Annotated in this window: 17 protein-coding genes and 4 pseudogenes; 13 read left to right on the top strand and 8 right to left on the bottom strand. The window is 41.1% G+C overall.

The genetic code is table 11. From position 1 onward, the window contains the following. Nucleotides 1–157 precede the first annotated feature (157 nt). Entirely contained in the window at nt 158–814 is a 657-nt protein-coding gene (locus tag V7K32_RS20290) for a DUF2301 domain-containing membrane protein (protein WP_334995594.1), read from the top strand. Further along, nucleotides 814–1,503 (top strand): YdcF family protein, encoded by a 690-nt coding sequence (locus V7K32_RS20285; protein WP_334995593.1) that lies wholly within the window; start codon nt 814–816, stop codon nt 1,501–1,503. The genes V7K32_RS20290 and V7K32_RS20285 overlap by 1 nt, the downstream gene beginning before the upstream one ends. A gap of 237 nt (nt 1,504–1,740) precedes the next feature. On the opposite strand, the gene V7K32_RS20280 is transcribed toward V7K32_RS20285, so the two are convergent. Beyond that, entirely contained in the window at nt 1,741–2,901 is a 1,161-nt protein-coding gene (locus tag V7K32_RS20280; protein ID WP_334995592.1) for an alpha/beta hydrolase, read from the bottom strand. 144 nt (nt 2,902–3,045) lie between these two features. Here V7K32_RS20280 and V7K32_RS20275 point away from each other — a divergent pair. After that, nucleotides 3,046–3,477, top strand: a pseudogene (locus tag V7K32_RS20275) (DNA-processing protein DprA); the annotation flags it as partial. 179 nt (nt 3,478–3,656) lie between these two features. Further along, nucleotides 3,657–4,340, top strand: a pseudogene (gene dprA / locus V7K32_RS20270) (DNA-processing protein DprA); the annotation flags it as partial. Between the two features lie 366 nt (nt 4,341–4,706). Here dprA and V7K32_RS20265 read toward each other — a convergent pair. The 4 genes from V7K32_RS20265 to V7K32_RS20250 all read right to left on the bottom strand — a co-directional run bounded on the left by V7K32_RS20265 (nt 4,707) and on the right by V7K32_RS20250 (nt 8,055). Continuing rightward, nucleotides 4,707–6,269 (bottom strand): serine hydrolase, encoded by a 1,563-nt coding sequence (locus V7K32_RS20265; protein WP_334995591.1) that lies wholly within the window; start codon nt 6,267–6,269, stop codon nt 4,707–4,709. A 175-nt stretch (nt 6,270–6,444) separates the two neighbouring features. Next, nucleotides 6,445–7,182, bottom strand: a complete 738-nt coding sequence (locus tag V7K32_RS20260; RefSeq protein WP_334995590.1) for an RNA methyltransferase — start codon at nt 7,180–7,182, stop codon at nt 6,445–6,447. A 134-nt stretch (nt 7,183–7,316) separates the two neighbouring features. Then, a complete protein-coding gene (locus V7K32_RS20255) occupies nt 7,317–7,640 on the bottom strand; it encodes an HNH endonuclease signature motif containing protein (RefSeq protein ID WP_334995589.1) in 324 nt (107 codons plus the stop codon). Between the two features lie 73 nt (nt 7,641–7,713). Next, nucleotides 7,714–8,055, bottom strand: coding sequence for a hypothetical protein (locus V7K32_RS20250; RefSeq protein ID WP_334995607.1), 342 nt, complete (start codon nt 8,053–8,055; stop codon nt 7,714–7,716). A gap of 592 nt (nt 8,056–8,647) precedes the next feature. Here V7K32_RS20250 and V7K32_RS20245 point away from each other — a divergent pair. The 7 genes and pseudogenes from V7K32_RS20245 to V7K32_RS20215 all read left to right on the top strand — a co-directional run. Then, nucleotides 8,648–9,598: pseudogene (locus V7K32_RS20245) on the top strand (RecQ family ATP-dependent DNA helicase); the annotation flags it as partial. A 123-nt stretch (nt 9,599–9,721) separates the two neighbouring features. Further along, complete coding sequence (locus V7K32_RS20240; protein ID WP_334995588.1) at nt 9,722–10,891, top strand: tyrosine-type recombinase/integrase; 1,170 nt, start codon at nt 9,722–9,724, stop codon at nt 10,889–10,891. After that, a complete protein-coding gene (locus V7K32_RS20235; protein ID WP_334995587.1) occupies nt 10,812–12,401 on the top strand; it encodes a tyrosine-type recombinase/integrase in 1,590 nt (529 codons plus the stop codon). The genes V7K32_RS20240 and V7K32_RS20235 overlap by 80 nt, the downstream gene beginning before the upstream one ends. After that, nucleotides 12,391–13,314, top strand: coding sequence for a DUF6262 family protein (locus tag V7K32_RS20230; protein WP_334995586.1), 924 nt, complete (start codon nt 12,391–12,393; stop codon nt 13,312–13,314). Before V7K32_RS20235 ends, V7K32_RS20230 begins: the two co-directional genes overlap by 11 nt. A 206-nt stretch (nt 13,315–13,520) precedes the next feature. Then, nucleotides 13,521–14,930 carry a ParB/RepB/Spo0J family partition protein gene (locus V7K32_RS20225; protein WP_334995585.1) on the top strand — a complete coding sequence of 470 codons (1,410 nt, stop codon included), beginning with the start codon at nt 13,521–13,523 and terminating at the stop codon, nt 14,928–14,930. Nucleotides 14,931–15,039: 109 nt separating this feature from the next. Beyond that, entirely contained in the window at nt 15,040–16,185 is a 1,146-nt protein-coding gene (locus V7K32_RS20220; RefSeq protein ID WP_334995584.1) for a hypothetical protein, read from the top strand. A 2-nt stretch (nt 16,186–16,187) separates the two neighbouring features. Then, entirely contained in the window at nt 16,188–17,822 is a 1,635-nt protein-coding gene (locus V7K32_RS20215) for an ATP-binding protein (RefSeq protein WP_334995583.1), read from the top strand. A gap of 222 nt (nt 17,823–18,044) precedes the next feature. On the opposite strand, the gene V7K32_RS20210 is transcribed toward V7K32_RS20215, so the two are convergent. The 3 genes from V7K32_RS20210 to V7K32_RS20200 form a co-directional block, all read right to left on the bottom strand. Then, a complete protein-coding gene (locus tag V7K32_RS20210) occupies nt 18,045–18,617 on the bottom strand; it encodes a hypothetical protein (protein WP_334995582.1) in 573 nt (190 codons plus the stop codon). Continuing rightward, a complete protein-coding gene (locus V7K32_RS20205) occupies nt 18,583–18,849 on the bottom strand; it encodes a hypothetical protein (protein WP_334995581.1) in 267 nt (88 codons plus the stop codon). Before V7K32_RS20205 ends, V7K32_RS20210 begins: the two co-directional genes overlap by 35 nt. Before the next feature lie 632 nt (nt 18,850–19,481). Beyond that, entirely contained in the window at nt 19,482–19,679 is a 198-nt protein-coding gene (locus V7K32_RS20200) for a hypothetical protein (RefSeq protein ID WP_334995580.1), read from the bottom strand. A 105-nt stretch (nt 19,680–19,784) separates the two neighbouring features. On the opposite strand from V7K32_RS20200, the pseudogene V7K32_RS20195 reads away from it, so the two are divergent. Beyond that, nucleotides 19,785–20,276, top strand: a pseudogene (locus V7K32_RS20195) (RecQ family zinc-binding domain-containing protein); the annotation flags it as partial. 247 nt (nt 20,277–20,523) lie between these two features. After that, nucleotides 20,524–22,410 (top strand): S9 family peptidase, encoded by a 1,887-nt coding sequence (locus V7K32_RS20190; RefSeq protein WP_334995579.1) that lies wholly within the window; start codon nt 20,524–20,526, stop codon nt 22,408–22,410. The last annotated feature ends 39 nt before the right edge of the window (nt 22,411–22,449 follow it).

The following is a 22,449-nucleotide window of genomic DNA, read 5'->3' as shown; positions in this document are numbered from 1 at the left end:
AGCTAGCGCGTCTGTCAAGTCAAGTAATACTACAAAAATGGCTTAAAAGTTTAGGGATTGTGACACTTAATTCGTCTGATTGTCGATAATAATAAAAGTAACCCTTCAGCAATTTACTGTTGTACTCTATTAGTAATTCATAACTATATTTTTAACTATGACTACGCAAACACTACCTCCACCAGAAGTTTATCAAGGTCAGTTTGGGGAATTTACAATTACTCAGAGCGATCGCACTGGCGTAATTATCTACCGCGCTGGGTTAATGGTAACAGCACTGAGCTTTGCCATAGGCAGCACTTTGGTTTTGTTCAACAATAACCCAGCTATTTTGACGACGCTTACACCTCTATATACTTGTTTTAGCCTCGCTCTTGGTGTAAGTTTATTTACCATTCATATCTACATGGTATCATTGCACAGAATATTGCAAATTTTTTGGGCGATCGGTACTATAGCTTCAGTGATTCTAGCAATCTCTAGTACTGAACCTTTAGCTCTTACTGTTTACAATCAGCCTCTTACCTTATTTGGAGTTGGTTTTATCTTCGTTGCTTTGACAGGTATTTATTTTAAAGAGGCTTTTTGCTTCAATCGCCTGGAAACCAAAGTATTAACCCTAATAGTACCGCTACTATTGTTAGGACATTTGGTGGGAATTTTACCAATTCAGGGGGAAAGTGTTTTATTAGGAATTTGGGCAACGTTGTTTTTGGTATTTGCTCTACGAAAGACAGTACAAGCAATTCCTGCTGATATCGGAGATAAGTCTGTATTTACTTATTTGAAAGAACAACGTTTAGCTAAGGTTTAATGCAGACAAAAAATCGTCGGTGTCGAAAATTTCCAAAAATCAAACTAATAAAACGCCAAGAAATGTGGACATTTACGGCTCAGGGGTGGGCGATAGCAATCGCTTCGATTGCTTATTTAATATTTTTCACTATTACTCATGTACACTCATTTCTCGCCGTGACTTCCCCAATCAAATCAGCAGAAGTATTGGTTGTTGAAGGATGGCTACCAGATTATGCCATACAACAAGCTTTGACTGAATTTAAAAACGGTTCTTATAGTCTAGTAGTTACTACGGGAGGCTCAATAGAAAAAGGAATTTATCTTACCGAATACAAGAACTTTGCAGAAGTGTCAGCCGCCACCTTTAAGAAACTCGGTTTAGAATCAGAGAAGGTGGTAGCTGTTCCAACGCCTCTGGTAATCAAGGATCGTAGTTATGCATCTGCTGCCGAATTTAATCGCTGGCTATCTGATTCCAATTTAAAGCTACAAGCAATTAATGTTTTTTCTTTGGACGTTCACACCCGTAGGAGTTGGTTGCTGTTTAAGAAACTACTTAGCCCTAATATCAAAGTTGGTGCGATCGCTGCCAAAACACAAGATTATGATCCAAACAAATGGTGGGATTATAGCCAAGGTGTACGGACAATTATTGATGAAGGGATAGCTTATATTTATGCGCGGTTTCTAAATTGGAAATCCTAAACTTGATAATTCGTAATACTTCGGCTCCTTTCGACTTCCAAGAAGGCAAGTCGCTCAGTACAAGTTCGTAATTTTGAGTTACGAACTAAGAATTATGTTGTGTAGCTTTTCCTAATTAAATGAGTTATATCAGAGCAAGCTCCTCGGTTGCTCTTATGGGGTTGGGGGTGGGGTTCAGTACCATAAAACCTAATCTTGGTGGGGTGCTTTTACTATGGGCAATTAGACGACATCATATTACTTTTGCAGGATTTGTAATAATGCTTGTCGGTAAATTTTTAGTCCCTCTGCGTTCAGATGATCGCCATCGCTCGACAAATTATCTTTAAGAACATTATTCTCATACAATGTTGCTACTCCTGCTGCTGCAACTGGCACTTTTTCTATTTCAGCAACTTTATTAATCAAAACATTAATTTGTTCAACTTTAGAATTTGGGGCTGATATAGTTGGATCTGAGCTTGCTGCAACAGTTGAATAAAAAGCCGGAATCAGAAAAATCCCTTTATTTCCCATTGTGCGGACAAGTGCGATCGCTTCTTGCAGATTTTTGCTAAACAACTCATCACTAATTCCATACCAAGCATCATTTCCACCTATGGCAATAATAGCTTTTTCGCATGTAACCTTGGTAGGAATTAAACTTTTGAGTTGTTCCAGTAATGAGATTGTACTCAAGCCATTTAACCCAAAATTAAAAGTATCATTCCCAAGAGTATTACCAAGTTCAGCCGAAACAGAATCACCAAATAAGCAACCTGAAAACTGTTTATTTTGAGCGGCAAATATTTGATATTGCAGGGCAATTTTTCCTAAAGGGGAAGAACTTACATTGTCCTTTGGAGATGCATCAGCAGAACCAGAAGAGGAATTTGCCATGCTAACTAGCTTAGAAATTTTTGACACATCAATCACTAGTTCATTACTGGGATAGGCTGCGAGAAAGCTGACTAATCCTAGACCTTCTGGTGATTTTGCTCCTATGATAATGGCAGCTCGTAGGGCTTGTATACTGGCTTGATCGCGACGAGCGATCGCAACGGATGCAAAAGATAAAATTTGCTTGCCCATCCCTGTGTTGATCAGCTTATCTAAAGCCACAATATCAAGAGACATTTTTACCTGAAGGGCGTCTTGGAACTTCTGTTTTTCCTTAGGGCTGAGGTAATGTAAGAAAGATTGCAGTTCGCCAGAAACCTTTTGGTTGTCGGCATAGTTGCGTATATCTGCCACAGGGAGCGATTGCTCAAACAACCCGTATCTGACAGTAACTTTCTCAGCCGCCAAACTAGGCAACGAACCAAGCCCACTGTGCAACAGTAAAAATATTAAACATCCAGATAGGCTTATTAAAACACGATAGAAATATTTCATCACACAAAATAAGAAGATAGTCAATAGTTAATAGTCAAGAGTCAAGAGTCAAAAGTCAAGGGGTTAGTCATTTGTCATTTGTCTTCTCCCTCACTCCTCCACTCCCTCATCCCCCTCAACAAACAAGCCCAATTTGGGAATACTCAATCAAGTAGTGAGGATGAAACCGTGGTAGAAGAAGGCGCATATTGGCTAGCTTGGGCGCAAATTTCGGGAATTGGCCCGGTATTACTGCGGCGGCTGGAACAGCATTTTGGCACGTTAGCAACAGCTTGGAACGCTACCAAGGTACAGTTAGGAGAGGTGGAGGGTTTTGGCTTTCAAACACTCGAAAAAGTAGTACAACAGCGATCGCGCCTACACCCAGAACAACTATTTACCAAGCACCAGCAAGAAAATTCTCATTTCTGGACACCAGCAGATGCAGATTATCCCCGCTTACTACTGGAAACTCCCAGTCCACCGCCGATTTTATACTATCGCGGTGAAGTCGAACTCCAAGAAAATCTCGGACAAAAACCGATGGTTGGAATTGTTGGAACCCGCCAACCCTCAGAATACGGTATCCGTTGGACTCGCCAAATTAGTACAGCTTTGGCTAAAACCCACATTCCGCACTTCAAAATGTATTATCTATCTTTTCAATAAAAATTCCTAATAATGTTCAAATTATTAAGTATTAATATTGAATACCATTGGCGATTTATGTTGTTGATTTAACCATTTTTTTCCACCTATGGGAAATCTACGCATATTACACGATGAAGTGCGGAAAGTCGGCTAAAAATGGCTTTACAGTTGTTTCTGGTATGGCGGAGGGAATTGACACAGAAAGCCACATCGCCGCCATGAAAGCAGGTGGACGCACCATCGCAGTTTTGGGAACCGGTGTAGATGTCATCTATCCGCATAAAAATCGAGATTTGTACAAGCAGATTTTGACGGCTGGCTTAGTCGTGAGTGAGTATCCCACAAAAACCCCACCCGATCGCACTCACTTTCCCCGTCGCAACCGAATTATTGCAGGTTTAAGCCGCGCTATCTTGGTAATGGAAGCGCCGATAAAATCTGGTGCTTTAATTACTGCTACCTACGCAAATGAATTTGGTAGAGATGTCTATGCACTACCTGGTAGAGTAAATGATTACCCATCCCAAGGGTGCTTAAAGTTACTGAGTCAAGGAGCTTCTTTCATCCTCAAAGAATTAGATCAACTATTAACAATGCTAGGAGCAATACCACAAATTGATGCAGTGGAGGCTTCTATAGCACCAGAACAGTTAATGCCAATATCGCCAGAATTGCAAACGGTAATGAATGCGTTGGCAAGTGAAGCTTTACCCTTCGATTTTATTGTCCAACAAACTGGTATGGCTGCTGGTTCAGTTTCCGGTGCGTTGTTACAGTTGGAACTTATGGGTTTGGTTTCGCAACTACCAGGAATGCGCTATCAAAAATACTAAATAACCACAGGGGTTATGCAAACATTAGCCAAAAACCTGATTTTCATGTAGTTTTGCGTAAGTCTTAAACCAGACTGAAATCGCTACTTCTCAGGGTAATATCAGGATTCCCTAAACTAGTAAACTGAAACACGCTTCCTGTACCCAGAACATTACTATCCTGGTTATAAAATAAGGTTTATCACAGTGTCAGGGCGTTTGGAGTGCTATTTTTTTTATGGATACGATAAAAAGGTAGAATTCCCTTCCACCGACCACATTATTCGCGTTGTCGTCGCCGATATAGTTCATCAGATTTATGCCTTGTATAAATTTATGGTTATTTCAAAAACCATAAAAATAATACCAAATTCGCAAATTCCCAAATTATCTTGGGGGATAATACGGAGGATTCATCACTGGAGATTGATAAATGTTTGTCGGTACAGTACTTCCCATGCCGTTGGGTACTGGATTGACAACAGGAGGCTGATAAACGCTCATGGGTACTGTTCCTGTTGTACCGTTGGCTAAACCAGGATTAACAACAGGCGGCTGATAACCATTTGCAGGTATAGTGGTGGTACTGTTGGGTGTAACAGCATTTTGGCTAAATGCTTGGTAGGCAGCGCGAGAAATTGAGCTAATCAATTTTTCGGCGCGAGGGTCATTTTCGGGGCGTTGTACCATCACAGAGGCTATGTAGCGTTTGCCAGTTGGAACAACAATTAAACCTGAATCTGCCAGCATACTACCAATATCGCCCGTTTTGTGGTATATTCTCGCGCCTGTTCCCAAACCCGATGGTAGCAGAGTGTCTTTCTGAGTGCGACGCAAGATATCGAGCATTAAATCGCGTGATGGCATACTCACTAAATTTCCCTGACTGACAATTGCCATCAAATTCCCCAATTCTTTGGGACTAGTGGTGTTTGTCCCTTGCAAATCTGGGAGTTGATTACGAATTGTTGTGGTTGTCAATCCCCAGTCCCGGAAACGCTGGTTTAACGCCTCCATCCCTCCCAGTCGCGCAATCAGCATATTTGTCGCCGTGTTGTCGCTGATTGTAATCATTTTAGTGACGACATCTAAAGCAGCATACTGGGTTCCGGCGGGTTTGTATTGCAGAGTTCCCGAACCGCCAGCAATTATATCCTGTTGCATGGTCAGCATTTCATCCAGGCGAATTTTACCCGCGTCTACATCCTGGAAAAAAGCAATTAAGATCGGCACTTTAATTGTGCTAGCCGCCGGAAAACTGGTAGAGCCATTGATATCTACATAATTACCAGTATCTAAATCTACTAAGAAAACTCCGGGTGTAAGATTTGGGTTGGTCGCCGCCAAATTTTGCACAGCATTTTTCAAGGAGCTAATTTCCTGAGATAGGTATAAGCTCGAAGGTGCGACTGGGGGAGCTTGGGTAGGTTGTGGCTGCGATCGCACCACACTATTATTAGATTGCGGCGCAGAAGTTGTATTGATGCGATTAGCGGGGTCTAATACTGACAATGCTGTGCCAACAATTGCACCCATGCCAACACCCACAATCAACAACCGCACAACATACAACAAGGTTTTGGCCATTGGCTTTAACCGCGTCTTCGGCGATGAACGTCTGCCTCTTTTTGGCTTTTCCATCCGCACTGTTTTCACCATCACAGCACCTGGTCGAAAGGGAGGAATTTTGCCCTTTACATTAGGTATTGGTTTTACTGCCGTTGGCATGACTAACCCCGATTTTACCCTCCGTGTAGCACCAGGGACTGGGGGAGGACTGACCGGATTTTTGGGGCGTGTGAGCGCCGCTTCTCGTCCATTCGCAGCTTGTTGCTGACTGTTAGCTTTAACTTTCTTCTTTACCACTTTTTGAACTTTTTGTGGCGGCTGGCGGCGATTTAAGGGTTGACGCCGCGAGAAAGCTGTTAGTTCGTCACTTGACTCTGACACAGTTACTCCTTGTGACCCACTTGGCTGTTTTCTTGCAGACTCCTAACCCAAAACTTAATCTTTAAGCAAATATTAATACTCAAATTCCACTTTGCCACTAAGTAGCATTTTTGTGTTTAGTTTAAGCCATATTAAATATTTTGGGGGGATGATTGCGTATATATTAAACAAATAATTACAAGTTTTCACCATCCTTGTGGTTCTTAATGGCCCATTCTACCTGCTGCAAAATCCCTCGCAGCATGTATACTTCTCCTGTTTTCAGGTGAGCGCGATTATATATTTGGCGGAATTTTTCCATCCGACTAGCTGCCGTATGGGGATATATATAACCAATTTTTAATAATAATGATTCTAATTGCTGATAGTATGCTTCCACAACATCTAAGGGGGCGAGTTCAGTTTGGGTTAAAGTTTTAGTGGCAGGCTGGGTACATTGTGATAATTCATAACAGCAGACTGCTACGGCGGTAGCCAAATTTAGGGCTACATAATCTGGACTCGTGGGAATACCAACAAACCTCTGTGCATAATTTAATTCTTCATTGCTTAATCCCCGGTCTTCCCTGCCAAAAATCAGTGCTGCGGGTTCTTCTGGTTCCTCCAGTAACCAGGGTAGTGCAGTGCGGGGGGTTTCTAGGGGTGTTTCCCAACTCCGAACGCGACCAGTAGTAGCGATCGCCCGTACACATCCATGCAATGCTTCTGGTAATGTCGGCACTAATACCGCAGATTCTATAATTTCTTGAGCATGAACAGCCATCATCAAAGCTTCCGTCGATAGCGGATCGCATTGGGGATTTACTAATACTAAATTATATAGCCCAAAATTTTTCATTACCCTAGCGATCGCTCCGATATTTATCGGACCTGCTGGCTCTACCAACACAATTCTTAATCCAGCCAAGCCCATTTTTTGCCTCCTGCGATCGCACCATAAGATATTTTTAGGCTAATTTTCAGCATTGTGATGTTCTGCTAAAAAGTAACATGACATCATTCTAACTTTGCAGGTAAATGCCTACAGCAGGTGTGATGAACAATTACTCAGCGCATTCTCCGGCGTTGGGCTAGTCGTTCGTCGCTATTTATTTGTAGCAATCTAATCGTTGTACGTCCTGGAGGCGTTAAGCCTACCTGATTTAGTTCTGAAAAGGTGAAGTGTTCATCCCATTTCTGGGTGCGTGGGTTGAAGAGAAAGCTAAAAGCCCCTGTTTCTGGATCAAACGATCCTAAGTCAGTGCCTTTATGACGATTACATCGCCAGCAGGTAAGGGCTAAATTATCAACATTTGTTGCACCGCCATGCTTTTGGGCAATAACATGATCAATTTCATGGGCAAAAAAGCAACTCCTGCGGGTAACTGGCAATATTCACATCTGTAGTTTGCGCGTTCTTGTACCAGCCGACGAACAACAACCGGAATATAGGTTGTACTCATGGTTAACTGGTCAAATAAGATAAGTTACCTGCTTTAATCATCCCAACTAAATGTTCAATACGTTCATACTCATCTAGTTCTTTCAACTCCGTGGGTGTAAGTTTACCTGCGTGACTGCGTGCTAGCAAAGTACGCAAACGTTCTTGCATTTCGGGAGTAGGTTTAAATTCAGCAATCTGTTCAGGAGTGGGATTGCTGGCTAAAAAATCTAGGATATATCGGTAAACTTGTGCTGGTACAGGTGGTTGTTGGAGGCTCAAAGCAAGTAGTTCAGGTAAGCGATCGCCTACTTGTGCTAGTTGTTGAGATAGTTCCTCTGATACTTCCAGGGTGATTTTCGGCATGTTGCGCTTTCCTGAAGTGTGTCCTTCTCCCCATTGTAAAGGTGCTAGAACAGGCATCAAATCAATATTGCTCGCTCTCCTGTAATATCAGTCATTAGTCATTAGTAGCAATGACTAATTTCATACGTGCCTTCTGCCCTCTCTTTTATTTGTAAAAATTACAGTAATTACGCAAACAATAGCCGAAAATAATCATTTTTATACCAATTCACGAAAATCCTGATACATCATATAGATATCTCGTAGGGGCATGGCATTGCCATGCCCCAAAAGAGCGTATTTGTATCATTATTATTAAAGTGAAATGGTATTAGTAGGGGCAATTCATGAATTGCCCTTGAGCGCGTGTAGTTTGGCGTAAGTCTTGTAGTCAGTGGGTTGCAACCTGAGATGATGAAATTACTGAACCATTAGCAAGATAACAGAGGCTATATTCAGTTTTCAAGGATATAAGTAGCTAGACAAGATAAAACCAAACTATGTAACGAAAAGTAAAATATCTGTATTTTGCTCGTAGTTGCGCCCTCTTGCGCTTTAGGGCAACTACGAGCCAGTGATGATTATTTTCGCCCACTTACTTAGGTGTATCTACATGAATCAGCCTACAATAAAATCTTGGCAAGAAGTTCTTGCTACATTTAAAAAAATCTGGGGTTATGAAGATTTCCGTCCGCCACAAGGAGAAATTGTCAGCAGTTTATTGGCACAAAAAGATGCGCTGATTATTATGCCCACAGGTGGGGGAAAATCGATTTATTTTCAACTTCCCGCGCTACTACAAACAGGATTAACTTTGGTAGTTTCGCCCTTAGTGGCGTTGATGGAAAATCAAGTTCAAGAACTACTACAAAACAACCAAAAAGCAGGACTTTTGCATAGTGAATTACCTTCATCTCAACGCCGTGCAACGCTGCAAGCTTTAGAACGTCAACAGCTAAGATTGCTTTATTTATCGCCAGAAACTTTGCTAAGTGCGCCAGTGTGGGAAAGATTATGTCAGCCGCAATTGCAAATTAATGGCTTAATTTTGGATGAAGCCCATTGTTTAGTGCAGTGGGGTGATACGTTTCGCCCAGCTTATCGCAGATTAGGGGCTGTGCGTCCGGCATTGCTAAAATCAAAACCACCCGGAACAAAAATCAGCATCGCCGCTTTTACTGCGACTGCTGACCCGTTAGCACAAAAAACTATTCAAACAGTTTTACAATTACAGCAACCAGAGATTTTCCGCTTGAATCCCTACCGTCCTAATTTGCATCCCAGCGTTCGCATCGCTTGGACACCACGAGGTAGAAAACAACAGTTATTAAAGTTTATTCAAAATAGACCGCAACAATCGGGGTTAGTTTATGTTCGCACTCGGAGAGATAGCGAAGATTTGACCCAATGGTTAGCAGACATGGGTTATGCAACAGCTAGTTATCATGCAGGATTGGGTGCAACAGAACGCCGTGCAGTGGAAGCAAGCTGGTTAAGTGGCAAAATACCCTTTGTTGTGTGTACCTGTGCGTTTGGTATGGGGATAAATAAATCAGATGTTCGTAAACAACAGCCTTTAAAATCAATTCTTTAAAGTAAACAACAACAACATTGACAGGCGTACCCAATCGTTGTAGACTATTATTTAATAGCATTTCCACAAAGTAAATAATATCTACAAAGCATAGTGAAAGTTCAAAGGGTACGCATCCCCAAGAGTGATAAAATCACTTGGACAGTCTTAGGTAACGACTATTTACCGATTCGCCCAATTGAGCAGTACATAAGCTACCTAGAGAGCATAGAGCGATCGCCAAACACGATTAGGTCTTATGCCCATCACCTCAAGCTTTACTGGGAATATCTTCAGGCTTATAGTTTAGATTGGATGCAAGTTGGCGTAATTGAGCTTGCTGAGTTCATGGCATGGCTAAGAAGCCCTAACCCTCAAGGGGTTGTTTCAATTAATGAGGTTATTGCAAAGCGCACAGAATCAACTGTAAATGTGATTCTGACTTCAGTGTGTATGCTTTACGATTTCCACGAAAAAACGGGTAAGGTTTCCCATATTCCTCTTTATCGGTCACAGATCATGCCAGGGAGGAAGTACAAAAGCTTCTTGCACCACATCACGAAAGGCAAGCCGATTAGAACTCGTTTACTCAAACTTAAAGAACCAAAGCATTATCCAAAAACACTTTTATCCGAGGAAGTGAAGCAACTTATTGATAGTTGTAATCGAATCAGGGATAAATTTTTGCTTTGCTTGCTAAACGAAAGTGGTATACGAATTGGGCAAGCACTGGGACTAAGACATGAAGATATTCAATCTTGGGATAATCTAATCAAAATTGTTCCCAGAGATAACAATGCCAATGGCGCTCGTGCTAAAACCAACTCTCAAAATGAAGTCCACGTCACTAAAGAACTGATGGGGCTTTACAGCCAATACCTGCAAGATGAATTTATGGAGGTACTTGGTGATCACCTCAGTGATTATGTTTTCGTAAATCTTTGGGATGGGAAAATTGGCTCTCCAATGTCGTATAGTAATGTAATGGATTTGTTCAATCGCCTGAAGAGGAAAACAGGGATTGCGGCTCGTCCTCATCTATTTAGACATACTCACGCTACAGAATTAATTCGTGAAGGCATGGAAATGGCTTATGTCCAGAAGCGATTAGGACACGCCAGTATTCAAACCACAATAGATACTTATGTCCATGTCAATAACGAAGATTTGAAAAAAGCATATCACGAATATTTGGGACATAGAAATGACTCCACAACCGAAACGTTTATCACCACTAACTCTAGTACAGACCCAGAAGCAAGAGATAACCTGCCATCATTGTGAGAGCGATAAATTTGTTAAAAAGCGCAAAAGTGACAAAGGATACCAGATTTATATATGCAAAAGTTGTGGTCGTCACTTTACCTACAATCCTGATAAAATCCAGTTTGTTATAAATCCCGAAGCTGAATACAAAAAAGATGTATGGGATTGTCGTAATCTAGGGATTTGTCCAGGGGTGGGCAGGTACAATTACAGGTTAACTTTCTTAAACATTAGTCAACCTTGGCTAATGGATGCAACTAAGCGATATATCAAATTTACGCTTAGTACTCTTTCGTTCTCATCGGGTTCCGAGAAGTTGTTAGCGATAAAAAGACTCTCTCGGTTCCTCGCCATATCTTACCCAAATATTTCGCCAAGAGAATTAGATCGCTCGGTGATCATTGATTTTTTAGCTCACTTCGCAAGTACAAAACTCTCAACATCTACTCGGTGTCACACCATTGGAGGGATTCGGGGATTCTTGGAGATGAGCTATCAGAATCAATGGCTAGATGTATCAAGGTATCTGATTCGTGATGAAGATTTTCCTAAAAGACCTAAACCATTGCCTCGCTACATTCCAGAAGATGTAATGCAACAACTTAATCAGCATTTAGAGCATCTTCCTGAACCGGTTATGAGAATGGTTTTAGTCCTGCAAGAGTGCGGGATGCGGATATCTGAGTTGCTGCATTTGAAGCCTGACTGTCTTTTGCAAGACAAAGCTGGGGATTGGTTTATGCGCTATTACCAATTCAAAATGAAAAAGGAAATTACCATTCCTATCTCCAGAGAAGTTGTTCAAGTAATTCAAGAGCAACTACGCTACATCAAGGAAAATTTAAACATTAAATTTGAATATGTTTTCAGTTCAAATGAAGGGGGAGGATGGAAAGGTGATTTTAAGCCTGCCCCAGAACTAATGAGCCGACAGGCTTTTTCTCGTTATCTCAATAAGTTAGGTGAAAGTCATAATATTTGTGATGCTTCAGGTAAGCGCTGGCATTTTCTCCCACATCAATTTCGCCACACTGTAGGAACTCGAATGATAAATAATGGTGTGCCACAGCATATCATTCAGCGTTATCTGGGACATGAATCTCCCAACATGACTGCTGTTTATGCTCATATTCACGACCAGACGATGAAAGAAGAAATTGCTAAGTATCAGGGCAAGATCGTCAATATTTCTGGACTTGTGGTTGAGGCAAATAACATAGAAGCAGACATGGTGGATTTGCAGTGGTTCAAGAAAAACATTCATGCTCAGGCGTTGCCCAATGGGTCTTGTGCTTTACCTACCATTTCTCAAGGATGTCCCCATGCTAATGCTTGTCTAACCTGCACTCATTTCCGAACAACTTCTGAGTATTTAGCAGAACATAAACAACAGCTAGAGCAGACCAACCAGATTATCCAAAAAGCTGAAGCAAATGGATGGATGCGCCAAATTGAGATGAACCAGAAGATTAAAACCAATCTAGAAAACATCATTTCCGTATTGGAGGTAGATGCGAATGACGGTTGAGCGCAATATTGAAGGGCTGCGTGGTAATGCTCAAAGGAAGCGCCAAGAAGCATTTGAGAAAGTTGAGCAAGGAATTCAGAAACTCATCAAAGAGCAACAAGTTATAAACTTTAATACTGTAGCCAAAGCTTCTGGACTGAGTAAAGCTTGGCTTTATAAAGAATCTGAGATTAAAGCTCGGATAGAACATCTCAGGCAGACCCACTCTTCATCGGAGAAAGTACCGCCTAAGCAAAGAATCTCAGATGCATCCAAGGATGTAATCATCAAAACGCTTAAGGAAAAAATTAAAAGAGTTGAAGCCGAAAATAGGGGGTTGCGTGACCAGCATGAAGCAATTTATGGACGTATTCTTCAAGCTTCTGAGATAGAGCATCGATTGGAGAGACTGGAAGCAGAAAATAAGAGGCTGAATATTGAATTAGAAATGTGTCTTACTCAGTCACAATCGCCTCCAATCTCTAAGGAATCCGATATTGCACCTGTTTTAACAAAAAAGTTAAAAGGGGAGATTAGCGACATCATTAGAGATGAATTAGCTGTCTTGGGTATTAAGCTGACTAGTACCCTTGCTTCTAAGATACGGAAATCAACGGAAGAGATAGTTTTAACTGCAATAGAAGCACTAAAAGAGCAACTACAGCATCAGGTAATCACAAGTCCTGGGGGATGGCTAGCTACCGCAATTGATGATGCATGGCAACCTAATCAGCATCTTGGAGTTGAAAGTAATCCAGCAGACCTGTTTAGTGAATGGTATGGCTTGGCTAGGGAATTTGGGATTGTAATTGGGAGTAGGAAGGAAGATGATGGCTCTATCTGGGTTCAAGAAAATACTAGTCAGTGGCTTCCATTTGAGGAATTTTCGTCAAAATGGACTTTTGAGTATTTGCGCTCAAAGATTCCCAAGTAAACATAAGCCTGGTGTTGAGTCGAAATCAAGACTTTACAACCATTGGACATCAAAAAGCAGTACCTAAGTCAATAATAAAATTTTAGCAGTACTAGCGTACTATACCAAAATTAGCCAGTATAATTTTGCAAAGGCGGTAAGGATACCGCTAACAGCCTCTGGTAAAGGCAAATAACCACAATTCAGTAGTGCTTAGGTTCTGAATCATGCCTAGAAAACAATCTAATATACAATGCCATCACCAGCAAGTAGAAGAATTAACTTACCACCCTTATATTTTCTTGTTTCCACCTCTTAGCCCACAAGAATTTCAAAATTTGAGGGCAGACATTGCTATCAACGGGCAGGGCATAGCAATTACAGTCCTAAAAAAGACTAACGAGATTATCGATGGTCGGCATCGCTATGAGGTTTGCAAAGAATTAGGTATTAAACCCAAGATTGACCATGTTGACTTAACTGAACCTCAAATATTATGGAAAGTTATTTCACTCAATATTAAACGGCGACATTTAAGTGAAAGCCAAAGGGCGGCTATCGCTGCTGATATAGCAAATTTGCAGAATGGGACTAACCAGTATCAAACTAAAGTGGCTCCGCAAATTTGCGGAGCCACTTTCTCGATTAAAGAAGCCGCAGAGCAATTAAGTGTAAGCACTAGAACTATAGAATCAGCCAAGTCTATCAAGAGTTCATTCCCTGAAGTTTGGGAGTATATCCGCAATGGTGAGGTAACAGTTGCAGATGCTTATCAGATAAGAACAGAACCTGAAAAAATCAAACAAGAAGTAGTTAGACGTTTTAGTTTAGATAAGTCAACGGGCAAAAGAATCAAAAAATTAGTTAAATATCGCAAGGATGTCAAGCAGGAGATAGCCAAGCAGATAATTGAGCAGGCAGTTAATCAGATTTTAGCTATGGAAATATCAGAGTCGCCATCTGTATTGTTTGGTGATGTGTGGCAACTCGGCAATCACACTTTAACTTGTTGTGACTCTGCCACCTGGAATGCACCACAAGCTAGGCTAGCAATTGCTGACCCTCCATACAATGCAGGGATGGCATCCTGGGATATAGGTTTTGAATGGAATCATGATTGGCTAATTGAAAAAGCGGATTTAGTAATTGTCACACCAGGCGACGAATCTTGTTCCCACTTTCTCAGAAAGACCACTATGCCCTACAAATGCATGATTGCTCATTGGATACAAAACGGTATGAGCAAAGGTCCAATGGGGTATGGTAATCATATTATTGCAGCAGTATTCTGTAAAAAATCTACTCCTTACAAAGTTACTGGAATTCGTAATCAAAACTATTCTCAGAGCATTATCCAAGCCGTGGATGGAGACGAGAATGACCATCCGGGGAGAAAACCAATTGATTTTGTATTAACCTGGATTGACCGATTAACTAGCAAAGATGATCTTATTATCGATCCATTCTTGGGCAGCGGAACTACTCTTATGGCTGCGGAGCAGTTAGGTAGGATTTGTCATGGTGCAGAACTTAATCCTGAATACTGTGCAACTATTTTAGGACGGTGGATGAGTGCTAATAGAGAAATTCCCAAAAAGCTCAAAAATTTAGTTGACAGGGCTAAAAAACAGCTGTAGGCTGGCTTAAACAATCAAATAGTATTTTGGACTCAACTCAGAGTTTCAGCCTATCGCAGGAATGAAATTTAATAGTTGAGTCAAATTCGCTTTTTAATCTTTCAGTGAAATGGATAGCAATCATTCAATTCCTGTTACTTCCTTATTCTTCGAGGAAGTACAACTTGATTTGGACAATAATTTTCATCCTCACATGGAAAAATTGCACCAAGAGATTTCCGATAAAGTTGAACAAATTAGAGAAGAAATAATTGCGAGGGAATGGGTAAAAATCTTTGATGGTAAATTACTTGATGTGCCAGTTTTAGGTGCAGACGCTAGCACTGTTTCTCGTGATTATGGAGAAATTTCGACTGCTTTAGCGGTTGGAGTAGTTAGTTCTACTTGTGAAGAAATTAAACCAAAATACTTTTTCCAGTCGGTATACGGTACATCTAGTGAAACCTTCAACAAGGTTAGTTCGTACATTCGTGTTGCTCAAGAATTAGCTGCTTTGCGTTACACCTGCGAGTCAGGTCAATGGGTGATGTATGATGGAAGTTTTACGTCTCTCAATTGGGATTTATGCAAATTTGCTGCTGCTATGCCCAAAGATGACACGACAGTGGAAGATCCTGATTTTCTTGAATGGGAGTTAGTTCAAGATATCTACGAAAGGTGCCTTCTTAATAGAGATTCTGACTGGTTTAGTGTCTTTGGCGGCAGGGGTGGCATGGGAGCCGAAAAACTAATTTCTATCAGTAAAAAAGGAATCAGCAAATTTTATTCCAAGCAACTCAAGTCGCTAGCTGGCATCACAACAACCGCTTTTATCCCATCTGACAAATTAATTTTGGGGTTGGCGCTTAAAGCAGGAGAATATACAAAACCTGTTACTTACGAACAAGTTTTTGAGTCTTCCCACGGTTCAAAAGTCAAAGGTTATGGCAAGCCTCATACTGCTAATAAAACTTTGGAAAGCCAGCATCAGCAAGTGGAATTGACATTCAAGAATATGCAAATTGTCAATTTCCGCCCTTGGCATTGGTCGAGTGTAATGACAATTCACTACAACAAGCAGGTTTGCGAATTAGATGAAGTATTGGGCGTAGTTCAAGCGCAAACCCAGACCCGCAGCATTATGGAGCCAATGCCCCTATATTTAGCTGATTTACTTTCCAAGCAGGCTACATCTGTAATTAGCTTGTATGGCGAAGTCAATGTTGGTCGTTACCCTAAGTTATTTAGCTCTTTTCGTACTTCTGCACGTCGATAAATATGTTACCGCAAAAAGATTGTATTGCCACCGTTAATTCTTTCAAAAAAGGAAAGTTAAACGTCACCATTTTGAGTGAGGTTAAAAACCGCAGTATTAGTGGAAAACTTTGCGAAATAGAAATTAGCTCAGACATTGGATTACAGCGTGTGCTATGTCGAATAAATCGTGTAGACATGGTTAATCCTATTCATGAAACCCAGGAATTTCAGCAAGTTATTGCTGATAAAGGTTATTTACCTTACTACTCTGGGGATTGCGATATTTTGACGGCTGAAGTAGAAATCATTGCTTGCATTAGAGTTTCTGATGGTGCTTTTTCGGGTATAGCTTGTCCACCAAAATCAGGAACTCTCTTAAGAGTTTTGCACGATACAGAGATTGTTGACTACCAAGTAGAAAAAAAATACCAAGCAGTTGTCGGGAACTTACCAGATGAACCTTCAATGCCAATGTCTATAGTAAATCGCCACTTTGGTGAGTGGGATGATGGGGGGCATGGAGAAGCTAAACACACTTGTATATTTGGTCAAAATGGTTCCGGTAAAACAGTTCTTGCTTTATCGCTAATAGCGACACAACTTGCTGCTAATCCGCTACAAGGCTGTTTAATTCCTGATACAGCTGGAGATATTTCTAGGGGCGGTTCACACTCGAAAGGAGATTTCAAATTCAATTTTATTGAATTATTAAACAAAGCAGGACGCAAACCTCAATATATCCCTATTAGCGAAGTAAGGTTGACGAGTAAAACCTCATTTAAGCAACTCCTTAATCCTATACTCCGACGAATTCTCAATATGCACGGTGAAAAATCTGAGCAATTGGCAGACAAAGTGACAGAAGAAATGTTTGACAAAGAAGTTGATTTAGCGATTGCTCAACCTGGCAAAGTACTTGATGAGGCTATTGATAAAATTTCCTCTATTTACACTGGTGCAAAGCGTAATGAAAAATTAACCGAGGCTCAAGAGTTAAGAACAAACCCCGCTCAAAATCGTTCTTGGGTTCGTGCATATACCAATGGTGTAATGAAATATTTTGAGGGCAAATACAGTATTGATGAAATAGTTCAAGGTTTCATGGATCAAGGACGTATCATTCTCATTAATATGGCTACTCTTTCAGAGTCAGAGCAGCGTTATGTGATGTACGAAATTTTTAGCAAAACTAAGCGCAAGGCTGAGGGTGATTTTAAAGCTCTTGGATTAACCCGCAATGGCTTGGTAGTTCTAGATGAAGGACCGCGCTGGGCACCACAATTTGGTGATGATGAGGTAACAAAAGTTATTCGTGATGCCTTTAATACTACTCGTAAACTAGGAATTGGCTGGATGATTGTCTCTCAAAGGATTACTGCCATCAGTAAAGATATTGTTGCCCAGTGCCATACTAAATATGTAGGACGTGGAATGGGCATTGGTGCTGACAGAGACTATATGAAAGAGTTTTTTCGTGAGGAAGGATTGGTTGCTTACGACCAACTGTCTCTGCGCGGAGGCTACTTTTGGTTAGCTACTGGACACCAGGTGAATTACGGGATGGGTTCTCAATATGTCGCATTTGAAACGCTTGGGCATGATGCAACAAAAGCATTAATGGATTTAAATCCTCATATTTGGTCTAATAAATCGTAGCTTGTTGTTCAGATAAAGTGTTGACAACTTTTAATCCAGAACGGTGAGAGAATATCTCACCGCTTGGCAAATTCATGGGCGGCGCTTGGTGCCAGACGGGTCTCCTAAACTCAGAACTGAGGGTTTCGATTACCCTGCTGTCCACAAACTTGTACATCCATCCTAATACAACTTTTGTTTCTCACTTACAGCTATCAATATGGATGGCACATTTTCACTTATCTAGTCCCACCCAAGCCCTAGTACAGGGTAGCCATCTGTATCACCCACGTAATTGGCTAATTCATCTCTATTATCCCAGTACCACTGTTCTAGTTCACTTACAAATTGACCTAACGTTGGCCAATTTTCATAGCCAACCCAAGTGAGTTCTTCCCATTTTTGCTGATTAATACGCCAGTTAAAGTTGTGTTTGTGATGGCTATCTAGATGCCCAAAGTTAACAACAAAGTAGTCATCTAGGTTGTCATATCGAAAAATATTGCCAAATCCCTGCACTGAGGCATTATAAGCATAAGAAATAGTTTGAATTACGAGGCTGTCGTCAGAATTGCTTAAAACATCTAAAAACTTGTCTACTCTTATCAGTATTTTGCCTCGACAACCTATTTCACCATTAAGGCGAATCTGAGGGACATTTTTACCCGAAACATCATCAAAACGCCGCCAAGGAGAAAATTTCAGAGTGTGGTCATGAATAAAATGAGAATCACGAAACTGATTGATGACAGTTTCGTGAATTTGCTCATAAGTAGAAAAACTATTGGGGGCGTGAACACCTATATTTGTTTTCAATTTGACCTCTAGTCTTCAAAAGCGCTAGCCAGCTACAAATGTCAGGAAAATTAGATGCTTCACCTGTCTCTAAAGCTTGACTCATATCATCTGAAGACATTTTATACCGAGATTCGTATAAACGGATCTCATCATTAACTTGCTTAATCCAGGCTTCTATTTGTTCCGACGTTGGGCTAACCGCAGATTGAAGTAGGGCATCTACGCGCTCATCCTTCTCTTGCTTAGACATAGAGGAGAATTCACTTAACCTAATTGAAGTGTCGATTACTGCCATGCTGCCAACCCGTCCTTAAAAAGCTAAATCCATGCACTTTTTAATTCCAAGATACCCAATTTAGGGGACAACTTCAGCATCTTGTGAAAGATTTTAAGAAAAATTGTTAGAGTTGGTGCTACCGATCAAAGTGGACACAACAGCGCGTAACGGTCGTGCAGGTACTTAGATATATATTGTGGCAACCAAAAAGTGACTTTTTTTAAGAATAAAAATTTTACAATCTTCACAATCCCACAACCATGATCCTGTGAAAAATCATTCATCATCTTTGTGAAGTGATCGCTCCTGAGTCCTGCTTTCGCCAAGAGTGCGATCACAAGTAGCTAATACCGTGCGTCGTAAATACACAGACCATTTTTAAGCCTTGTATTCCACCGAATTTTCATAGCTTTTAATGGTCTGTTTACTTCCGCCAAGCTGTACTAACCTTTTTCAATCTCTAGTTGATAAATTCGTAGGGATGGGTATTTTGCCATTAATCGCCAGCAACAATGTTCTGGAGCCAATGATGGTCTATCGCCGCATCGGCATAGAAATACTGGCTCATCCTTTAAAAGTCCCATCAGCATTACTTGTTTCCAGTCTTAATTACCTAAATCCCAGATCAAGTGCGACCTACCAACATATCCTGCATTCAGCAGACTGGCAAACAGCCATTCCATAATTTGTTGAATCTGTCCTACTTCTAACCCACTATCTTTTTGACCATAGCTTTCAATTTCAGGTTTGTTAGATTTAGATTTTGGTTTTAGGAGTCCCAACAGCAAAGACGGAATTCTCAAAAAACTTCTCATAACGGTGAATAACCTTTACTTTGTAATCATATCCACGAAGTAAAGCTATTGTCCACAAAGGTTTTTAACCTTTTAACTGAAGATAATATGGGCTGGGTAGCCCACTTTCACGCGCCGCATTTGTTATCTGAATATGTGCAAGAAATTGGCCGGGCTGGAAGGGATGGGAAACCGGCCGAAGCACTGACATTAGTAAGTGAACCTACGGGGTGGTTAGATCCAGAGGATAAGCAAAGACAGGAGTTTTTTCAAGAACAAATGCGATCGCAGCAACAAATAGCGCAACAACTTGTGAAAAAATTACCAAAACAGGGAGAAGTGAATGCAGTAACGCGACAATTTCCCGAAGGTGCTACAGCACTAGCTTTACTTCATAGCAGTGGTCAGCTAAACTGGCTTGACCCTTTTCATTACACCATTGGGCAAAAAGCGGGAACTCAGCCACCGACGCAATTACACGCCGCTAAACAAATGCATCAATATCTGACTACAAAGCAGTGTCGTTGGCAATTTTTGTTAAACGCCTTTGGTTTTGACAAAGAAGCTGCTAACTGGCGTTGTGGACATTGCGACAATTGCCGTTAAAATTCCCTATTCCCTCTCAATTGTCAATATGCTCAGGTTAAGAATTGTTTTTGAATGTCCATTAGACATCTGGTGACAATCAATGTAGAGACGTAGCACTGCTACGTCTCTACAAGGGTTTCAGGTTACGCATATTTAATTTCTGGAGATATCTATTAGCTTATTCTCTAATTAGGTTCACCCAATAGGATGAATTGTCATTTTCATAACTAAGTGACAATAAGTTAGTCAAGTAGAGGATGAAAATATGTCATCTGTTCAAGCGCCCTCCTTAGCACCGTTGATTCCGCGTCAAATTCTCTTTGGGAATCCCGAAAAAACCAGCCCCCAACTCTCGCCTGATGGCAAACACTTGGCATATATCGCCCCGGACGAGAAAAATGTCTTGCAGGTTTGGTTACGAACTGTAGGACAAGAAGACGACCAGATACTAACTGCTGACAAAAAGCGCGGTATCCGCATTTTCTTCTGGACTTATAACGCCGACCAGTTGATTTATATGCAGGACTCGGATGGTGACGAAAACTTTCACCTCCACTTGGTTAATATTCATTCCAAGATTGTGCGCGATTTAACACCATTCCAAGGTGTAAAAGCCGAACTCGTGGAACTAGAACCTAAATTTCCAGACCAAGCGTTAGTAGCGTTGAACTTGAACAATCCCCAAAAGTTTGATGTTTACCGCATCAACCTAAAAAATGGTGCGGTTGAGTTCGATACAGACAACCCCGGTAACATTATCAGTTGGACATCTGATGCCGAGTTTCAAATACGCGCAGCAACAGCTAGTACACCCGATGGTGGTTATGATTTATTATTGCAGAAAGCAGATAAACAGTGGGAAATTCTTCGCCACTGGGGGGCTGAAGAGGAAGGGAATTCTGTTAGCTTTTCAGCTGATAGTAAAACCCTTTATATTCAAGGAAATCATGATGCTAATGCCAAACGTCTGCTAGCTGTTGACTTAGATAGCCGCCAAGAAAGCGTCATTGCTGAAGATGATCAATATGATGTTGTGGGGATAATTATTCAGCCATTGACGCGAGTTATCCAAGCGGTTTCTTTCTACAAAGATAAACAAGAATGGCAGATAATCGATCGCAGTATCACCCCTGATTTTGAGGAAATCTCCAAGGTGCGTCCTGGAGAATTTTCTGTAATTAGCCGCGATTTGGAAGATAAAATTTGGCTAATAGCTTATAAAATTGACAGTGGGCCAGTTTATTACTATGCCTATAACCGAGAATCAAAAACTAGCACTTTCCTTTTTAGCAACCAACCCAAACTCGAAACGTTGCAGTTAGCTTCAATGCAACCAGTTTCTTATGAGGCGCGGGATGGTTTAACTATCCATAGTTATCTGACAACCCCTACGGGAATACCTAGCCAAAATCTTCCAACAGTATTACTGGTTCACGGTGGCCCTTGGGCGCGGGATACTTGGGGTTTTTCTCCGACAACGCAATGGCTAGCTAACCGTGGTTATGCCGTTCTGCAAGTCAACTTTCGCGGTTCCACAGGCTACGGTAAAGCATTTTTGAATGCTGGGAATCGGGAATGGGGTGGAAAAATGCACGATGATTTGATTGATAGTGTTAACTGGCTGATAGAAAAAGGCATTTCTGATCCACAAAAAATTGCGATTATGGGCGGTTCTTATGGAGGTTACTCTACCTTAGTAGGATTGACTTTTACACCAGAGGTTTTTGCTGCTGGTGTGGATATTGTCGGGCCAAGTAACTTAATAACGCTGATTGAAACTATACCGCCTTATTGGCAACCAATCAAGGCAATGCTTTATCATCGTGTTGGTAATTTAGAGAAAGAATCAGAGTTTCTCAAATCGCGATCGCCTTTATTTTTCGCTGACCGGATTCAAAAACCTTTACTCATTGGTCAAGGTGCAAATGATCCACGGGTGAAACAATCAGAAAGCGATCAAATTGTCAAGGCAATGCAACAGGCTGGTTTACCAGTGCAATATGTACTTTATAGCGATGAAGGACATGGTTTTGCCAGGCCAGAAAATCGGTTGCACTTTTTTGCGATCGCAGAAGAGTTTCTCGCCAAATACTTAGGTGGTAGATTTGAACCTTTGGCAGATATCCCCGGTCATTCAGGAATAGTTAAATAAAATTAAGTCTCAAAAATAAAAAGGTGGTTAGTGATTTTC

Source organism: Nostoc sp., from assembly GCF_036917635.1.
Lineage (GTDB): Bacteria > Cyanobacteriota > Cyanobacteriia > Cyanobacteriales > Nostocaceae > Nostoc.
The sequence above is the reverse complement of the archived record's forward strand: the minus strand, read 5'-3'. Positions and strand labels throughout refer to the sequence as shown.

Bases quoted from the DNA above. Each gene is read 5' to 3' on its own strand.
- V7K32_RS20205 (WP_334995581.1), bottom strand. From the start codon at position 18,849: ATGTCTAAGCAAGAGAAGGATGAGCGCGTAGATGCCCTACTTCAATCT.
- V7K32_RS20225 (WP_334995585.1), top strand. From the start codon at position 13,521: ATGCCTAGAAAACAATCTAATATACAATGCCATCACCAGCAAGTAGAA.
- V7K32_RS20215 (WP_334995583.1), top strand. From the start codon at position 16,188: ATGTTACCGCAAAAAGATTGTATTGCCACCGTTAATTCTTTCAAAAAA.
- V7K32_RS20285 (WP_334995593.1), top strand. From the start codon at position 814: ATGCAGACAAAAAATCGTCGGTGTCGAAAATTTCCAAAAATCAAACTA.
- V7K32_RS20260 (WP_334995590.1), bottom strand. From the start codon at position 7,182: ATGGGCTTGGCTGGATTAAGAATTGTGTTGGTAGAGCCAGCAGGTCCG.
- V7K32_RS20220 (WP_334995584.1), top strand. From the start codon at position 15,040: ATGGATAGCAATCATTCAATTCCTGTTACTTCCTTATTCTTCGAGGAA.
- V7K32_RS20235 (WP_334995587.1), top strand. From the start codon at position 10,812: ATGACTCCACAACCGAAACGTTTATCACCACTAACTCTAGTACAGACC.
- V7K32_RS20250 (WP_334995607.1), bottom strand. From the start codon at position 8,055: ATGCCGAAAATCACCCTGGAAGTATCAGAGGAACTATCTCAACAACTA.
- V7K32_RS20190 (WP_334995579.1), top strand. From the start codon at position 20,524: ATGTCATCTGTTCAAGCGCCCTCCTTAGCACCGTTGATTCCGCGTCAA.
- V7K32_RS20230 (WP_334995586.1), top strand. From the start codon at position 12,391: ATGACGGTTGAGCGCAATATTGAAGGGCTGCGTGGTAATGCTCAAAGG.
- V7K32_RS20290 (WP_334995594.1), top strand. From the start codon at position 158: ATGACTACGCAAACACTACCTCCACCAGAAGTTTATCAAGGTCAGTTT.